This is a genomic window from Synergistota bacterium, assembly GCA_025060595.1.
Taxonomy (GTDB): Bacteria; Synergistota; GBS-1; order GBS-1; family GBS-1; genus 42-11.
The window spans coordinates 1-15,212 of the sequence record JANXBX010000009.1 but is presented as its reverse complement, the minus strand read 5'-3'; the positions used below and the strand labels follow the sequence as shown (position 1 = coordinate 15,212).

General features: G+C 35.6%; 16 protein-coding genes. 15 read left to right on the top strand and 1 reads right to left on the bottom strand.

From position 1 onward, the window contains the following. The first annotated feature begins 16 nt into the window (after window positions 1–16). The 15 genes from NZ900_06955 to NZ900_06885 are packed head-to-tail and all read left to right on the top strand — an operon-like array spanning window position 17 to window position 13,893. Window positions 17–295, top strand: coding sequence for an acylphosphatase (locus NZ900_06955; GenBank protein MCS7233829.1), 279 nt, complete (start codon window positions 17–19; stop codon window positions 293–295). 24 nt (window positions 296–319) lie between these two features. Continuing rightward, complete coding sequence (surE, locus tag NZ900_06950) at window positions 320–1,072, top strand: 5'/3'-nucleotidase SurE (GenBank protein MCS7233828.1); 753 nt, start codon at window positions 320–322, stop codon at window positions 1,070–1,072. After that, window positions 1,069–1,482 (top strand): archease, encoded by a 414-nt coding sequence (locus NZ900_06945; protein ID MCS7233827.1) that lies wholly within the window; start codon window positions 1,069–1,071, stop codon window positions 1,480–1,482. The genes surE and NZ900_06945 overlap by 4 nt, the downstream gene beginning before the upstream one ends. Before the next feature lie 13 nt (window positions 1,483–1,495). Beyond that, complete coding sequence (locus tag NZ900_06940) at window positions 1,496–2,290, top strand: S-methyl-5'-thioadenosine phosphorylase (protein ID MCS7233826.1); 795 nt, start codon at window positions 1,496–1,498, stop codon at window positions 2,288–2,290. Further along, window positions 2,277–3,044 (top strand): NAD-dependent deacylase, encoded by a 768-nt coding sequence (locus NZ900_06935; GenBank protein ID MCS7233825.1) that lies wholly within the window; start codon window positions 2,277–2,279, stop codon window positions 3,042–3,044. The genes NZ900_06940 and NZ900_06935 overlap by 14 nt, the downstream gene beginning before the upstream one ends. Continuing rightward, window positions 3,022–4,215 (top strand): molybdopterin molybdotransferase MoeA, encoded by a 1,194-nt coding sequence (locus NZ900_06930; GenBank protein ID MCS7233824.1) that lies wholly within the window; start codon window positions 3,022–3,024, stop codon window positions 4,213–4,215. Before NZ900_06935 ends, NZ900_06930 begins: the two co-directional genes overlap by 23 nt. Next, a complete protein-coding gene (locus NZ900_06925; protein ID MCS7233823.1) occupies window positions 4,203–6,071 on the top strand; it encodes a molybdopterin biosynthesis protein in 1,869 nt (622 codons plus the stop codon). Before NZ900_06930 ends, NZ900_06925 begins: the two co-directional genes overlap by 13 nt. Continuing rightward, window positions 6,059–7,036: a GTP 3',8-cyclase MoaA gene (gene moaA, locus NZ900_06920; GenBank protein ID MCS7233822.1), complete on the top strand. Its 978-nt coding sequence runs from the start codon at window positions 6,059–6,061 to the stop codon at window positions 7,034–7,036. The genes NZ900_06925 and moaA overlap by 13 nt, the downstream gene beginning before the upstream one ends. A gap of 14 nt (window positions 7,037–7,050) precedes the next feature. Further along, window positions 7,051–7,488 carry a cyclic pyranopterin monophosphate synthase MoaC gene (gene moaC, locus NZ900_06915; protein ID MCS7233821.1) on the top strand — a complete coding sequence of 146 codons (438 nt, stop codon included), beginning with the start codon at window positions 7,051–7,053 and terminating at the stop codon, window positions 7,486–7,488. Next, window positions 7,466–8,335, top strand: a complete 870-nt coding sequence (locus tag NZ900_06910; GenBank protein ID MCS7233820.1) for a molybdopterin-binding protein — start codon at window positions 7,466–7,468, stop codon at window positions 8,333–8,335. Before moaC ends, NZ900_06910 begins: the two co-directional genes overlap by 23 nt. Then, a complete protein-coding gene (locus NZ900_06905) occupies window positions 8,317–9,126 on the top strand; it encodes a Cof-type HAD-IIB family hydrolase (GenBank protein MCS7233819.1) in 810 nt (269 codons plus the stop codon). The genes NZ900_06910 and NZ900_06905 overlap by 19 nt, the downstream gene beginning before the upstream one ends. Before the next feature lie 3 nt (window positions 9,127–9,129). Then, the gene (rapZ, locus tag NZ900_06900) at window positions 9,130–9,993 is read left to right on the top strand and encodes an RNase adapter RapZ (GenBank protein MCS7233818.1); all 864 of its coding nucleotides are present in this window, start codon (window positions 9,130–9,132) and stop codon (window positions 9,991–9,993) included. Further along, entirely contained in the window at window positions 9,990–11,183 is a 1,194-nt protein-coding gene (locus NZ900_06895) for a YvcK family protein (protein MCS7233817.1), read from the top strand. Before rapZ ends, NZ900_06895 begins: the two co-directional genes overlap by 4 nt. After that, window positions 11,184–12,056: a DNA-binding protein WhiA gene (whiA, locus tag NZ900_06890; GenBank protein MCS7233816.1), complete on the top strand. Its 873-nt coding sequence runs from the start codon at window positions 11,184–11,186 to the stop codon at window positions 12,054–12,056. Then, window positions 12,022–13,893, top strand: coding sequence for an amylo-alpha-1,6-glucosidase (locus tag NZ900_06885; protein ID MCS7233815.1), 1,872 nt, complete (start codon window positions 12,022–12,024; stop codon window positions 13,891–13,893). The genes whiA and NZ900_06885 overlap by 35 nt, the downstream gene beginning before the upstream one ends. Here NZ900_06885 and NZ900_06880 read toward each other — a convergent pair. Next, window positions 13,870–15,081, bottom strand: a complete 1,212-nt coding sequence (locus NZ900_06880; protein ID MCS7233814.1) for an MFS transporter — start codon at window positions 15,079–15,081, stop codon at window positions 13,870–13,872. The genes NZ900_06885 and NZ900_06880 overlap by 24 nt on opposite strands. Window positions 15,082–15,212 lie beyond the last annotated feature (131 nt).

Below are 15,212 nucleotides of genomic sequence, written 5' to 3'. Positions count from 1 at the left end.
GAGGTGTTTAATAAAGTTGAGTAAAGCTCGCTTGAAGGCAAGAGTATATGGAATTGTTCAGGGAGTTGGATTTAGATATTTTGTTAAGCGGGAAGCAAAAAGGCTTGGACTTAAAGGTTGGGTTAAAAATAATGCTGATGGAAGCGTTGAAGTTCTTGCAGAGGGAGAAAAAAAGGCTTTAGAGGAACTTCTTTCTTACCTTTATAGAGGTCCAGCTTTTGCAAGCGTTAAAAGAGTTGACTATACTTGGGAAGAATTTAAGGGAGAGTTTTTTGATTTTGAGATAACTTATTAATTATTAAAGTAGGGAGGTAAAAATATGGCCATTCTTTTAACAAATGACGATGGTATATATTCAGAAGGGCTTATTGCTTTAGCAAAATCTCTTAAAGATCTTGATGAACTTGTAATAGTTGCTCCTGATTCTGAAAGAAGTTCTATAGCTCACGCTATAACTTTGCGTAGGCCCTTAAGGATCCAGCGTGTTAGCGATTTAATATCCATAGATGGTTGTGAAGAAGTTTATGCTTGTGATGGTACTCCTGTTGATTGTGTTATACTAGGAGTGAGTGAGGTTCTTAAGGGGAAAAAGATAAATGCTATTATCTCTGGAATAAACAGAGGTTTAAACTTAGGTATAGATATAATTTATTCTGGAACTGTAGGTGCTGCAATGGAAGGAGCTTTGCTTGGTATAACGTCGATAGCAGTTTCTGCTGATTCAACAGATCCCAATGTTTTTATTGAAGCTGCACTTTTTGTCAAAGAGTTTCTCCCTCGAATTATAGAAAAAGGACTTCCGGAGCATACTTTTTTAAGCATAAATTATCCTCGAAATCCAAGAGGTGTGAGATTTACAAAACAGGGTTATCGAATTTATTCTGGTAAAGTATTAAAGTATAATGATCCTTGGGGAAAGCATTGTTATTGGATAAGTGGGGATGTTATAGAAAAACTTGAGTATGAAAGTGATATATGGGCTGTATCTAATGGATACATTTCTATAACACCTCTTCACATAGAATTAACTAATCATGATTGTTTACGATCCCTCAAGGAGTGGTTTGTATGATAGAGTTTATTGAACACACAGCAGACGTAGGCATAAAGGTTAGATCGGAATCTTTAGAAGGATTGTTTAAAGAAGCAGCTTTTGGGCTATTAAATATAATGTTTTCCTTTAAAAGAAATAATTTTCCCCTTGAAGAGGAGTTTTTAATAGAACTGGAAGCTGGAGATGTAGAAGAGCTTATTGTGATGTGGCTTAACGAACTTATATATCTTTTTGAAAGTAGGGAATATGCTTTTAGAAATGTGGAAATTGTTGAACTAAAAGGATCGAGTTTAAAAGCCAAGATCGAATGCTTTAAAGTGCTAAAGGAAGAAGTGGTTTGTTATGTAAAAGCAGCTACCTATTATAATCTAAGCTTACATAGATCTAATGATGGCTCTTATGAAGCTACCATTATATTTGACATATAAGGAGGTGTTGAATGTGAGTACTAAAGTAGAAATAGGAGTTTTTGGGGGGACAGGATTTTACGAACTAATGAAAGATTACGAAGAAATAAAAATTGAAACTCCTTATGGCGCACCAAGCGACAAAATTGCGATTGGAGAAGTAGCTGGAAAGAAAGTTGCTTTTCTCCCAAGGCATGGTAAAGATCACCGTTATCCTCCTCACATGATTCCCTATAGAGCTAACCTTTATGCATTTAAAAAACTTGGTGTAAAGAGAATTATAGCCCCATGTGCTGCAGGAAGCCTTCAAAGGCATGTTAAGCCTGGTGATTTTGTTGTTTGTGATCAACTTGTTAATAGAACTTTTAGAAGAATAGATACTTTTTATGATGGACCTATTGTAACGCATGTAAGTTTTGCAGATCCCTATTGTCCCGAACTTAGAAGGATAGCTATTGAAGTTATAAAAGAAATAGGTATTTATCTTCACGAGAAAGGAACTGTTGTTGTAATAGAAGGGCCAAGATTTTCAACCAGAGCTGAGAGTAAATGGTATTCTCAGATGGGTTGGGAAGTTATAAATATGACACAGTATCCCGAGGCTGTATTAGCGAGAGAGCTTGAGATGTGCTATGTAAACATATCTCTTATAACTGATTACGATGTAGGCATTGAGGGAGAGGCTGGCCCTGTTACTGCTGAAGATGTTATAAAGATATTTAAAGAAAATATAGATAAAGCTAGAAAAGTAGTTTTAAAAATGATAGAACGTATTCCTATTGAGAGAAATTGTAAATGTGGTGAGGCCTTAAAATATGCAAGAGTTTAGGCAGAAAATAAAGCGCTTAGCTAAATTGTTAGTTGAAAAAAAGCCTGCTGTTATATTTACAGGAGCCGGTATGTCAACAGCCTCAGGTATTCCTGACTTCAGAAGTCCTAATGGTCTTTGGAGTAAAGTTGATCCCTTTAAGGTAGCCTCTATAGATGCTTTAAGAGAAAATCCAAAAGTTTTCTATAAATTTTACAAAGAAAGACTTTCTACTCTCCTAAAAGCTCAACCAAATGAAGGACACAGAATATTAGGCAAACTTGAAAAATTTGGATTTATTCAAGCAGTTATAACCCAGAATATTGATGGACTTCATCAAAAGGGAGGTTCTCTAAAAGTAATAGAGCTTCATGGTAACATAAAAGAAGCACATTGTATGAAATGTGGACATGGAATTTCCTCAACAGAACTTTTAGCTTTGCTAGAAGAAAGTGAGGTCCCCTACTGTAACTGTGGTGGTGTTTACAAAGTAGATGTAGTTTTATTTGGTGAAATTCTTCCGGAAAAAGCTATTTTAGAAGCTACAAAACTTACCTATGGTGGTTATCCCTGGATAGTTCTTGGATCTTCGCTGGTAGTTATGCCGGCTGCAGATTTTCCACGTCAAGCATTACTTCATGGCAGCCAACTTGTTATAGTTAATAAAGAGCCCACTTATCTTGATGAATATGCGACCATTCTGTTTCACGACAACATAGTTGATGTTTTAATAGCATTAGAGGAGGAACTTCATGCGCAGGGTCATATCTCGTGAGGAAGCGATAGATCTCTTAAGTAAGGAAGGAAGTATAGGTTTTAGATCTAAGAGTGTATCTTTAGTTGATACAATAGGCAGGAGGTCTGCTCTTCGAATCACGGCTCCTTTTGATCTTCCAGAGTTGTCTCGTTCCACTCGTGATGGATATGCTGTAAATCATTTAGACTTGAAAGGTGTTTCCGAGTCAATGCCTGCTTACCTAACTCTTATAGGAGAGATTAAGGTCGGAGAAGTTCCTAACATTTTTATTTCTCCGGGAGAAGCAGTGAGAGTCTTTACTGGTTCTTATCTTCCTGAAGGTGCTGATGCAGTAGTAATGAATGAATTCGTAGAGGAGTCTCAAGGAACAGTCCAAGTTTATAAATCGGTAGCACCTGGGGAAAATATCTTTAGAAAGGGTGAGGACTGGTTAGGGGGAACCACTATATTAGATTTTGGTGAAAGAATAAGCATTGGCAAAGTGGGTTTATTAGCTGCTTATGGTTTTAATAAAGTTGAAATCCTTGAGCTTAAAGTGGGCATTGTTTCTACAGGAGACGAAATTGTTTCTCCTGGAGCTAAACCTTCTCTGGGAAAAATCTATGATATAAACTCATTTACTTTATATGCTCTTCTTAGAAGCTGGGGCGCTGATCCATGGATATATGGTGTGGTTCCTGATGATTTAAATATGCTTCTTCAAGCACTTGAGGAAACATTAGAAAAAAGTGATGTAGTTGTATTTTCAGGTGGTAGTTCTATAGGAGCTAGAGATTACACCAAAGAGTTATTTAAGAAGTTTAACGGAAATTTAGTAATAGAAGGTATAAATATATCGCCAGGAAAACCCACAATCGCAGGATGGATAAGAAACAAACCTGTTTTTGGTTTACCTGGTCATCCTGTTTCCAGCATAGTTGCAGCAAGAGTTTTCTTAATTCCGATAATTGAAAGAATGTTAGGAATAGAAGAGGATAAGCCTTTATTTTTGCCACTTCTTACAAATCTCCCTTCTAAACTTGGTGTTGAGGAATTTGTAATAGCTTCCTTAAGTAGTAATGGAGTTGTACCAGTTTTAGGGAAATCTGGGGCAATAGGTAGAATAGCAAAAGGAGGTTTTCTAATAAGAATACCTGAGCATGTCGAGGGATATAATAAAGGAGAGGTGGTAGAAGTTTGGAATATCTGAAAAGAGTTTTACCAAGAGAAGAAGCTTTAAAGTGCTGGTTATCAAGTTTAAATCCATCTCCTATAGGTGAAGAAAAAATATCACTAAAAGAAGCGCTAGGTCGTGTAACCTCAAGAGCTGTATTTGCAACTATATCCTCTCCCCCTCTTAAGCTTTCTGGAATGGATGGGTTTGCTCTAAGGTCCTGTCAAACGGTAAAAGCTACTGAAAACAACCCTGTAATTATAGATGATTATATTCCCGTAAATACAGGTTTTCCAATAACTCAGGAATACGATGCAGTTCTTCCCAAAGAAGAAGCACTTTTTGAAGGCACCAGCTTGAAGATTTTAAGAAGTCTTAGAACAGGTGAAAATATAAGATTTCCTGGTGAAAGCTTTTCTCAGGGGGAGCTACTCTTAGAGTCCTGTAGACGTATAGGTTTTCAAGAACTTCAATTGATTGCTGCTTCTGGTATAAATGAACTTTGGGTTTGGAAAAAACCTAAAGTTTGTTTCATTCCTGTAGGAAATGAACTTGCTCCAATAGGAGAAGAACTTAAAAATAGACTAGCTTATGAAAGTAACTCCTTAATGTTAGAAGCTCTTATTAAAGAATGGGGAGGAGATGTAGTAGTTAAAGATATATTGCATGATGATTATGAAGAAATCCTTAACTCTTTACGGAGGGAGATAGATAGCTACGATATAGTTATAATAGGAGCTGGTTCATCTAAGGGAGAGAAGGATTTTACAGCTGAAGTTATAGCTGCTTTGGGAGAGATCGTAGTTGAGGGAATCGCTTGTAAACCTGGCAAACCCCTCATTCTTGGAAAGGTGAAAGAAAAACCAGTTGTTGGTCTACCAGGGTATCCTGTTTCTGCGTGGGTGGGGTTAAACTTCTTTGTTAACCCTTTAATCTCGGCTTATTTAGGGGTACCTCCTTTTCGTCCAGATAAAATAGAAGCCTATCTTTCTAAAGGATTGGTTTCCACAGAAGGAATAGAGGAAGTTATAAGAGTAAGGTTAGGTAAAGTTTCAGGTAGATGGGTAGCTGTTACTTTGCCTAGAGGAGCTGGTAATATTTCATCTCTAGGAAAAGCGGATGGTTATGCTTTAATCCCAAGAAATGTCATTGAATTGGAAAGAGGCTCTAAGATTGAGGTTAATCTTCTAAGAAAAAGGGAAGAATTAGAAGGAACCATTCTTTTTATAGGTAGTCATGACCTTAGTCTTGATATAATCTCTGACGAAATTAGCAAGCTCTATCCAGGCTTTCGCTTTGTTTCTGTGCATATAGGTAGTTTAGGAGGATTGTTTGCTCTTAAAAACAGAGAGGCTCATATTTCTGGAATTCACCTTTTTGATGATAAAGCCGAAAAGTATAATATTCCTTATATAGAAAAGCATTTAACTGGAGAAGCTGTGGAAATAATTAAATTTCTCTACCGAGAACAGGGATTAATGGTTAAACCTGGTAATCCTAAAAGAATAAAAAGTCTATTAGATCTTACGAGAGAGGATATAGTTTTTGTTAATAGACAGAGAGGTTCAGGCACAAGAATTCTATTTGATTATTTACTTAAGAAAGAAGGCATATCCTCATCATCTATAAAAGGATATGATGATGAAGAATTTACCCACCTTGGCGTAGCTATTAGAGTAGCTTCGGGAAATGCCGATGTGGGAATAGGAATATACTCCGCAGCCAAAATTCTGGGGTTAGATTTCATACCTTTATTCGAGGAGGAATACGATTTAATAACGCTTAAAGAGCACTTAGTTCTGCCGCAAGTTAGGATCCTTCTTGATATCTTAGACAGCCCATCTTTTAAAAATAGGGTCTTATCTTTAGGAGGATATAGATGGGCAAGATAGATTTGGTCGACAGCTTTGGTAGAACTATAAGTTACCTTAGAATTTCTGTAACAGACAGGTGTAATCTAAGATGTAGATACTGTATGCCTTCTAGTGGGGTTGAATTAATTCCTAATTCAGAAATATTAAGATATGAGGAGTTATTAAAAATTATTAATTGTTTCGTCCTGCTTGGCCTTAGAAGGGTGAGATTCACAGGAGGAGAACCTTTAGTAAGAGAAGATTTTGTACCTTTCCTTAAAAAAGTGAAAGAAACGTTTCCATCAGTTAGAGTCTCTTTAACTACCAACGGTATTCTCCTTAAAAACTTCTGTAAAGACCTTTTAAATGTAAACTTAGATTCTTTGAACGTTAGTTTGGACACTCTTGACCCTAGTAAGTATCAGTATATTACGCGCTTTGGAGACATAAGAGATGTTTGGAGTGGTATAGAGATCTTTCTTGAAAACAGCTTTAAAGTGAAACTTAACGTGGTAACTATAAGAGGCTTTAATGATGATGAAATTATGGAATTTGTAAACATAACAAAACATACTAATCTTGTGGTTAGATTTATTGAGTTTATGCCAGTAAGCAGTTCTATTTGGAAGAAAGAGAACTTTATCTCCATAGATGAGATAAAAGAAATTATAGAAAAAAAATATTCCCTTGAGAAATTTGATTTTGAGAGTGGGTCTGGACCAGCTAAGTATTTTAAATTACCTTGGGGAGGAGTAATAGGTTTTATCGGTTCTATCAGCCATCATTTTTGTGGAAGCTGTAATAGAATAAGATTAACAGCCGATGGAAGAATTAAAACATGTTTGTTTGGAGGACCTGAAGTCGATCTTAAAAAAGCAATAAGAGAGGGATCTGATGAGGAAAACATTCTTTTACTAATAAAAAGGGCGATCGAACTTAAACCAAGAGGATGGTTTGATTTGAAAGACAGAAAATTAGGTCCAATGTCAAAAATAGGAGGGTGATGCTTTTGGCCAAAATGATAGATGTTTCTGATAAAGATCTTACAGAAAGAGAAGCTGTAGCTTGTGGAAAAATTGTTTTGGGAGAAAAGGTCTATACCTCTTTATTAGAAGGAAATTTACCTAAAGGAGATCCCAGAGAAGCTGCCCGCATAGCTGGAATAATAGGAGCCAAAAAAGCGCACGAACTTATACCTTTATGTCACCCTATAATTTTGGATCATATTTCCATTGATTTTGAGCTTCTTCCAGAAGAATTTTCTATAGAAATAATAGCAAAGGTAAAAGCTAGGGAAAGAACTGGTGTTGAAATGGAGGCTTTAACAGCTGTGACTTTAGCTGCTTTAACCATTTATGATATGTGTAAAAGTTTAGATAAGGGAATAGTTATAAAGGATGTACATCTTGTAAGCAAAAGAGGAGGAAAAAGCGGTGACTTCTTTAGAGAAAGGTAAAGTTTTATCTCTCAATGTAAGTTCTGTTTCTGGGAAAAAGCTACCAACTTTCGAGCTTGGATTTTTCAAAGGAGAAAAAATAGTTATTTTTTCTATAAATTATCTAAAAGAAGAAAACTTGCATCCTGCTGACCTCAAGGGTTTCGTTGAAGATATAACAATCAAAGGAGATTTGTTTCCCAACGTAGGTGACTTTCTCAAAATCGGTGAGCTTGTGGTTAAAATTAGATCTATTGGTAGTGAAAGTATTATTAATACCCGAGGACGCTACGGTATTGTTAAAAAGTATGGCTTATGGGCTGAGGTTCTGAAAGAGGGAAGGGTAAAAATAGGAGATGAAGTGTTTATATTAGAGCGCCTTAATGTGGGAGTTATTGTTGCGAGTGACAAGGGTTCAAGAGGGGAAAGAAAAGATGTAAGTGGAAAAATTTTAGAAGAGAAAATACTAGAAATTGGAGGAGAAGTTACTCACTATGCTATAGTTCCAGATGAGCTCGAGACTATAACTGAAAAAATAAAGGAGTTTGTGGAAGCTAAATGTGACCTAATTTTAACAAGTGGGGGAACCGGATGGAGCAAGAGAGATGTAACGCCTGAAGCTACACGTAGAGTGATAGAGAGAGAAGTTCCGGGTATACCAGAGATTATGAGGATAGAAGGTTATAAATCTACACCTTTTGCAGCGTTGTCCAGAGCTATTGCCGGTATAGTTGGAGAAACCCTAATCATTAATTTACCTGGCAGTCCGAAAGGAGTTGCTGAAAGTTTAGATATTATAATGCCTCTTCTTTTACATGGCATTAGAGTATTAAAAGGAAGGGATAAGGAATGTGGAAAAATAAAATAAAACTTATAGTTGTGGACTTAGATGGTACCCTTCTTTCTAGAGAAGGTGACATAGAACCACATGTTGTAGAGGAATTTAGGAGAGTAAGAAATCTTGGTATAAGAATTGTTGTTGCTACAGGAAGACTGACAATGGCTGCTCGAGATTTTGCAAAAAAGATCGGGAGCGACCTTCCTATTATATCTTGCAACGGAGCACTAATAGAAAGCCTGAACGGAGATATAATTTTTACAATACCTCTTGATAAGAAAGCTATATTAGAAGTGCTAAGGTTATTACATCTTATCCCTGGATTTTCTCCACATTTTTTTACCCCTCACAGAATGCTAGCTCTTAGAATGTCTGAAGTTTTAAAGTTTTATATGAACTATGTAAAAGAAGAAGTTATGGTAGCAAAAAACTTAAGTGAGATTTTCAAAGAAAAACTAATTCTTAAGATATTGCTGCTTGCTGAAACTTCAAAATTAGTAGATAGATATCTAGCATTCTTTAAAAATTATTTGAATGGAAAAGCTTATGTAGCAAGATCTTTCCCAACCTATATAGAAGTAGTTAACCCCAAAGCCAATAAAGGAGTAGCTTTGGAAAAACTTCTTGAAAGACTTGAGTATGATTTAAGTGAAGTTATGGCTTTTGGCGATAGTGAAAACGATATCGAAGTCTTTAAGAGAGTTGGATTGGCTATAGCTGTTTCAAATGCGGACCCCAACCTAAAAAAATATGCTCACTATATCACAAAAGCTCCTCTTGGAGACGGTGTTGTTGAGGCATTAAGGTTTTTCTTGAGGTGAGAAATGCAACTTATTGTAATAACTGGTTTTTCAGGAGCTGGAAAATCATTAGCATTAAGGAGTCTGGAAGATATAGGTTATTTCTGTATAGATAATCTTCCACCCCTTTTAATACCAAAGCTTGTGGAACTTTCACTTCTCTCCCGTGGTCTTGAGAAAATAGCCTTAGTTATAGATATAAGGGGAAGGGATTTACTTCCTGATTTAAAAGCAAGCTTATCTTTTCTCAGAGAAAGAGGCATAGCTTTCAAAGTAATATTTCTTGAGGCTAGTGACGAAGTCATTATAAGACGGTTTGAGGAAACTCGAAGGCCTCACCCTTTGCAAAATGGGCTAATAAGCTTAAGAGAAGCGATAGAAGAAGAAAAAACCATACTGAAACCACTAAGAGATGTAGCTGACTTAATTATTGATACCTCAAATATGCCTCCTGCGGCTCTTAAAAATACAATTAAGGGAATAGTGGTTAAAGAAAAACTAGGACCATTTGTATTACTAATATCTATATATTCTTTTGGATTCAAGTATGGAATTCCGCTAGAAGCAGATCTTGTCTTTGACCTAAGGTTTTTACCTAATCCTTATTACTCTGAAGAACTTAGAAACTTAAGTGGTTTAGATAAAAAAGTACAATCTTTCATTCTTTCAAGCGAAGTAACCCAAGCATTCCTTAATAAACTTTATGATTTACTTAATTTCCTAATGCCAAAATATTTTGAGGAAGGAAAAAGCTATGTAAATATAGCGTTTGGTTGTACAGGCGGAAAACATCGTTCAGTTGTTGTTGCAGAAGAAGTAGCAGGATACTTACGTAGGGAAGGGTATCCTAACCTCAAGGTGGTGCATAGAGACATAAATAAAGAATGAAAAGTTGGTTTTTACCTGGCCTTGGGCTCAAAAGATGGATAGGTATCCTAATTATAGGTGGTTTTCTATGCGGTTTGAGCATAGGTAAACCTGATGGTTTTTATATAGATGTTCTATTTATTCTATTAGGTATATTTTTAGTCGTTATCAGCTTCTTTAAGCTATTTTTCTCTATTGACTTAGAGCTCCGAAAAAGGGGGCTTTCTGTAGATGAAATTTATCAAGAGATAGAACAAAGAAGAGGTCCTAAAATAGTTGCTATAGGTGGAGGAACAGGACTCTCTACTCTGTTAAAGGGCCTCAGGAAGTATACAGTTAACATAACAGCAGTGGTTACTGTAAGTGATGAAGGAGGTTCAAGCGGAAGAATAAGGAAAGATTGGGGAGGTGTAGCTATAGGTGATATAAGGAATTGTTTGCTTTCCCTTGCCGAGACAAACAATCCGTGGGTGTCTATACTTAAATATAGGTTTGAGAGGGGGGAACTAAAGGGGCATTCGCTAGGAAATCTTGTCCTTTTAGCACTTTCCGAAAGCGAAGGAGATTTTCTAGCAGGGGTTAATAAATTAAGGAAAATCTTAGGAATAGAAGCTGAAGTTCTTCCAGTTACATTAAGTGATGTAAGGCTTAAAGCTTTTTTCGAAGACGGAAGTTTCATTGAAGGAGAGACAGAAATTCCAAAGATTGGAAAAAAGATAACAAAGATTGAAATAATTCCTTACACAGCATCTGTATCTCCGAAAGTTTTAGATGCTATCAAAAAAGCGGATATAATAGTTATAGGACCGGGGAGTCTTTATACAAGTCTTATTCCTAGTTTACTATTTAAGGACGTTGTTGAAGCAATTAGAAATGCATGTGCTATAAAATTCTATATATGCAATATAATGACCCAGCCAGGAGAAACAGAAAGATTTAGCGTTATTGATCATCTAAAGGAAATAAAGAAATACCTGGGAGAGGATGTTATAGACTATGTAATTGTTAATATAGGTTCTATTTCGTCAAGAATGCTCGAAAAATATAAAGCTGAAGGAGCCGAACCTGTAAAGGTTGATATTCCCTTAGATAATAAAAAACCTATCTTCGTATGCTTAGACTTAGTTTGCGAAAAAGATGGAGTAATAAGACATGATTCTTATAAACTCGCTGAAGCTATTTTAAAAATTTTCAGAGAGAGAGGAGTTTGAATGTCTCTTTATACCTCATTAAGAGAAGAAATATTAGAAAAAATTGCTTTAAGCGAGGAAGCTATAAAAGCAGAAATAAGTGGTTTCCTATCAGCAAAAGCGGAGCCCTCTTTTAAGATAAAACTTGATTCACCATCTGAAACGAGAAAACTTTGTAAATACCTTGATATTATAGGGGAGAAGTATTCTTTGAAAGCCAAATATAAAAATGGATATGAAATACTTCTCAGAAAATTTCCAGAATTTGCAAAAGATCCTCTTGCATATTTAAATGATAGTCTTTGGGGAGATTTTATGAGGGGACTTTTTTGGGGATGTGGAAGCATGGTTAAACCCTGGAAAGGCTATCATCTTGAAATAGGTATACCTCAAAGAGATCTTGCTCTTTATATTGAAAGGTTTTTGAGAGAAAAAGGATTAAGTGTTAGTCTTAGAATTAGGAATAATAGGTACTACATAATGTTTAGAAATATGTCGAGTGTAGGCTCTGTTCTTAAAACTATAGGCGCTGAAAGGTTTTTAAAAAAGCTTGAGGACGTACGTACTGTTAAAAGGATACGAGAGAAAGCCAACAGAGAAGCCAACTGCGATGCTGCTAATGCAGAAAGAATTGCTTCCGCTTCTCTTAAAGATAGGATTCTTATAGATCAATTGGGAGATAGAATAAATAAACTTCCCGCCAAATTAAGAGAGATAGCTGAGTTAAGGATAAAGCATCCATCCTTGAGCCTAAAAGAAATTGGTGCATTGATGGATCCCCCATTATCTAAAATGAGCGTATACAGAGCCTTAAGAAAAATAAGAAAAATTTTAGAAATCCGAAAGGAGGGAGAAAATTTTGTTTTTTGGAAAATCGAAAATAAACAGCTTTGAAAAAGGAGTTTCAAAAGAATGGATATTATCTGATGGAAAAGGGGGATTCGCCGCCACTACTTTAATCGAAGTTCCTACAAAGAAATTTCATGGTCTCTTTTTGAAGGATAAAGATCCAATACTAATTAAATTTGAAGAAAAAGTTAAAATTGGGAAAAAAGAATGCTTTATTTCGACAAATAGGTATGCTGGAGTTGTATATCCAGATGGGTATAGATATATAACTGGGGTTGAATTTGACTCCTATCCTACCTATATCTATTCCATAAATGAAGCTTTGTTTAGGAAGCGGATTCTGTTTTGGGAAAAAAAATTGCTTATAAATTATCAAATCCTATGTTGTACAGAATCCATTATTTTTGAGATATCTCCTCTTTTACCGAAAATTTCAGAGGAAATACCTCCTCAACACTTAGTAGAACTTGGAACAATAGTAGATGTTGGTAGGGATAAACTGATGATAAGAGCAAGTTCTGGTGAGTATAAGTCACGCCTCCGTATCTACGAAAACGTTGAATATTTAGAAGACGGTTCAAAGGAAACCTTTTGGAGTCCTGGGTATTTTCTCGTTCATCTTAATGAAGGCGAAAGTGTAACTATAGAAATTTTAACCCAAGCTAATATAACTGATCTTAATTTTGACAGAGTTTGCGGACTAAAGGAAAGACTTCATAAAAACTTATTAGATAACTTACCATATAAGGATCCAGCTTTATCCCTTTTAGTCAAGGTTGGGGATACGCTTCTATCTGACAGAAATGATCTGAAAAACATTCTTTCTGGTTATCCGTCTCGTAAGGAAAGAGCTAGAGAAACATTTGTTTCCTTACCTGGACTTCTACTCTCTACTGGAAGAGTAGATGAAGCAAAATTATGTTTCCTAAGATGGATAGATTATTTTGTTGACGAGGGTCTTCCATGTGAAATAGAAAAGGAAAAACCAATTTACAAGGGGTATGAATCCACGCTCTGGTTTGCATATGCTTTAACTAAATTTTTGGCTTATACAAATGACCTCGAGTTTATAAGAGGCATCCTGCCAAAGCTCAGAAACTTTGTCGAATTTCTAATAGAAAACAAGAAAGTTGACAATGATGGATTACTACTAGAAGAGGATCCTTCAAATAACTGGATGGGATTAAAGATAAATGACGAATATGTTGTAGAAAGGCAAGGAAAATTAATAGAACTTAATGCTCTGTGGTATAATATGCTCTTTCTTATGTCTAAAGTTTCAGATGCTTTAAATATTAAACATCAATATGAAACATTGTTAGATAAGATCAGAAAGAATTTCATTTTAACATTTTGGATTGAAGAGGAAGGCTATTTCAAAGATACAGATGAGAAAAAAGAACTTCGACCTAATCAAATCTTTGGTATGTCCCTTCCCTTCAGTGTTGTTCCGAAAGACTTAGGTAGATTGGCTCTTAATAATATATGGAGACATCTCTATACTACATATGGGTTGAGAACACTGGCTCCTTTGGATAAGAAGTATAAGGGAAAAGAAGAAGGTCATGAAGTCCAAAAATTTAAGGCTCGCTTTAGAGGAATGGCTTGGCCTTGGCTTCTAGGGCACTTTTTCACTGCCTTAAGAACGTATTTTCCGGAAAAAACGGAATTTTTAGAGTTGATGTGGATGCCCTTTATAGCTCATTTGGAAGAAGGATGCATAGGGGGGATAGCTGAAGTTTTTGACGGAAGTATGCCTTATGAACCTCATGGAGATATAATATATGCTCCAAGCCAGGGAGAAATAATAAGAAGCTTAATTGAAGATGTTAAAGGTGTTAGACCTCCATATGAAAGCTTATGGTCTGATCGTCTCATTTAAGCGCTTTTCTGTTAAGAACTGTTTCCACAAATAGCTTATCAACAAAGCCGTTGGGAGGCAAAAAATAGATAATATTTTGAAGGAAAAGCTTATATCTTTTACATGAGACGTAATTCCTATGATTATCGGAGATAAGACATAACCAAAGTCCATTGTTAACCAAGCAAGAGCTGATGCCTTAGGACGAAGACTTAAAACTGTTATATCAGAGGCTATTGCTAAGAGGAATGGAAAGCTTATAGCCATACCGCTTCCGTAAGTAATAGAAAGTAAAATAAAGTGAACGCTTTTTGAAGAATGTCCCATTAAAAATGTGGAAAAGATCATTATTAGTAGAGACAATCCTAACCATCTATATCTGTTAAGCTGGTTTAACATCCTGTTACCCACTATCCTTATGATCATAGCAACAGAAGCGTTTATACTTAAGAAAAGAGAAGGATGAAGTCCCTTTTCGTAAAGTAAAGTTGTCGCATACATAAGTATAGTTCCATTAATTATTGAGAATGTAAGGATAGAAATAATATATGTAAAGATACCTTTTGTTTTTAGTAATTCTCTATATGTTCCCCAAGATGGTGCATTATTATTATAGGAATTACATTCTTCTAAATTTATATCCTTGATTTCATTTAAGAATTGAGACGCTAATATAAATAGAACAGAGAAAATCAAGAACATTGAAAGGTAAGCCATATAATGACCAATTTTTATAAAGTGGCTTGCTATTGGGACGAAAAGAAGTTGAGGAGAAACATAACATACAGAAATCCAAGCAAAGGAGCTACCTCTAATCCTTTCCGGTACTATTATAGATTGATATGCAGTTAAAGAAACGGTTCCTATACCGTAACCCAACCCCCCTAATAAACGCCATAAAGCTATAATTTTCGGACTTAATGAAAATATCAAACCTATTGCACTTATGAATAAAAAGAAAAATGCTAAAAAAGAAGCCTTTTTCATACTCAATCGTTCAAGAACCATACTTCCTATAGGTCTTATTGCCATGTTAGCAACATAAAATAACCCCATGAGAAATCCGATTTTAATGGAATCAATTCCTACTATCTTAAGATAGATTGGATATACTAAAAACATGCCTAAATAGGAATTAAGCATCAATGTAGATATTAAAGATATTAAGAAAGGTTTTTTCCAACCTACAGAGTAAGAAATAACTCTCATAACGTTTAAGATTATACCTTAAGGGTAGCCACAATGTAAAACTTAAGCATAACAAGGAGGTAAGCCATATGAAAAAACAGGCTGACTTTTACAAGCTTCCTATTGAAGAAGTGTTTTCCCTTTTAGAAAGC

Bases quoted from the DNA above. Each gene is read 5' to 3' on its own strand.
- surE (MCS7233828.1), top strand. From the start codon at position 320: ATGGCCATTCTTTTAACAAATGACGATGGTATATATTCAGAAGGGCTT.
- NZ900_06945 (MCS7233827.1), top strand. From the start codon at position 1,069: ATGATAGAGTTTATTGAACACACAGCAGACGTAGGCATAAAGGTTAGA.
- NZ900_06935 (MCS7233825.1), top strand. From the start codon at position 2,277: ATGCAAGAGTTTAGGCAGAAAATAAAGCGCTTAGCTAAATTGTTAGTT.
- NZ900_06930 (MCS7233824.1), top strand. From the start codon at position 3,022: ATGCGCAGGGTCATATCTCGTGAGGAAGCGATAGATCTCTTAAGTAAG.
- moaA (MCS7233822.1), top strand. From the start codon at position 6,059: ATGGGCAAGATAGATTTGGTCGACAGCTTTGGTAGAACTATAAGTTAC.
- moaC (MCS7233821.1), top strand. From the start codon at position 7,051: ATGATAGATGTTTCTGATAAAGATCTTACAGAAAGAGAAGCTGTAGCT.
- NZ900_06905 (MCS7233819.1), top strand. From the start codon at position 8,317: ATGTGGAAAAATAAAATAAAACTTATAGTTGTGGACTTAGATGGTACC.
- rapZ (MCS7233818.1), top strand. From the start codon at position 9,130: ATGCAACTTATTGTAATAACTGGTTTTTCAGGAGCTGGAAAATCATTA.
- NZ900_06895 (MCS7233817.1), top strand. From the start codon at position 9,990: ATGAAAAGTTGGTTTTTACCTGGCCTTGGGCTCAAAAGATGGATAGGT.
- whiA (MCS7233816.1), top strand. From the start codon at position 11,184: ATGTCTCTTTATACCTCATTAAGAGAAGAAATATTAGAAAAAATTGCT.
- NZ900_06880 (MCS7233814.1), bottom strand. From the start codon at position 15,081: ATGAGAGTTATTTCTTACTCTGTAGGTTGGAAAAAACCTTTCTTAATA.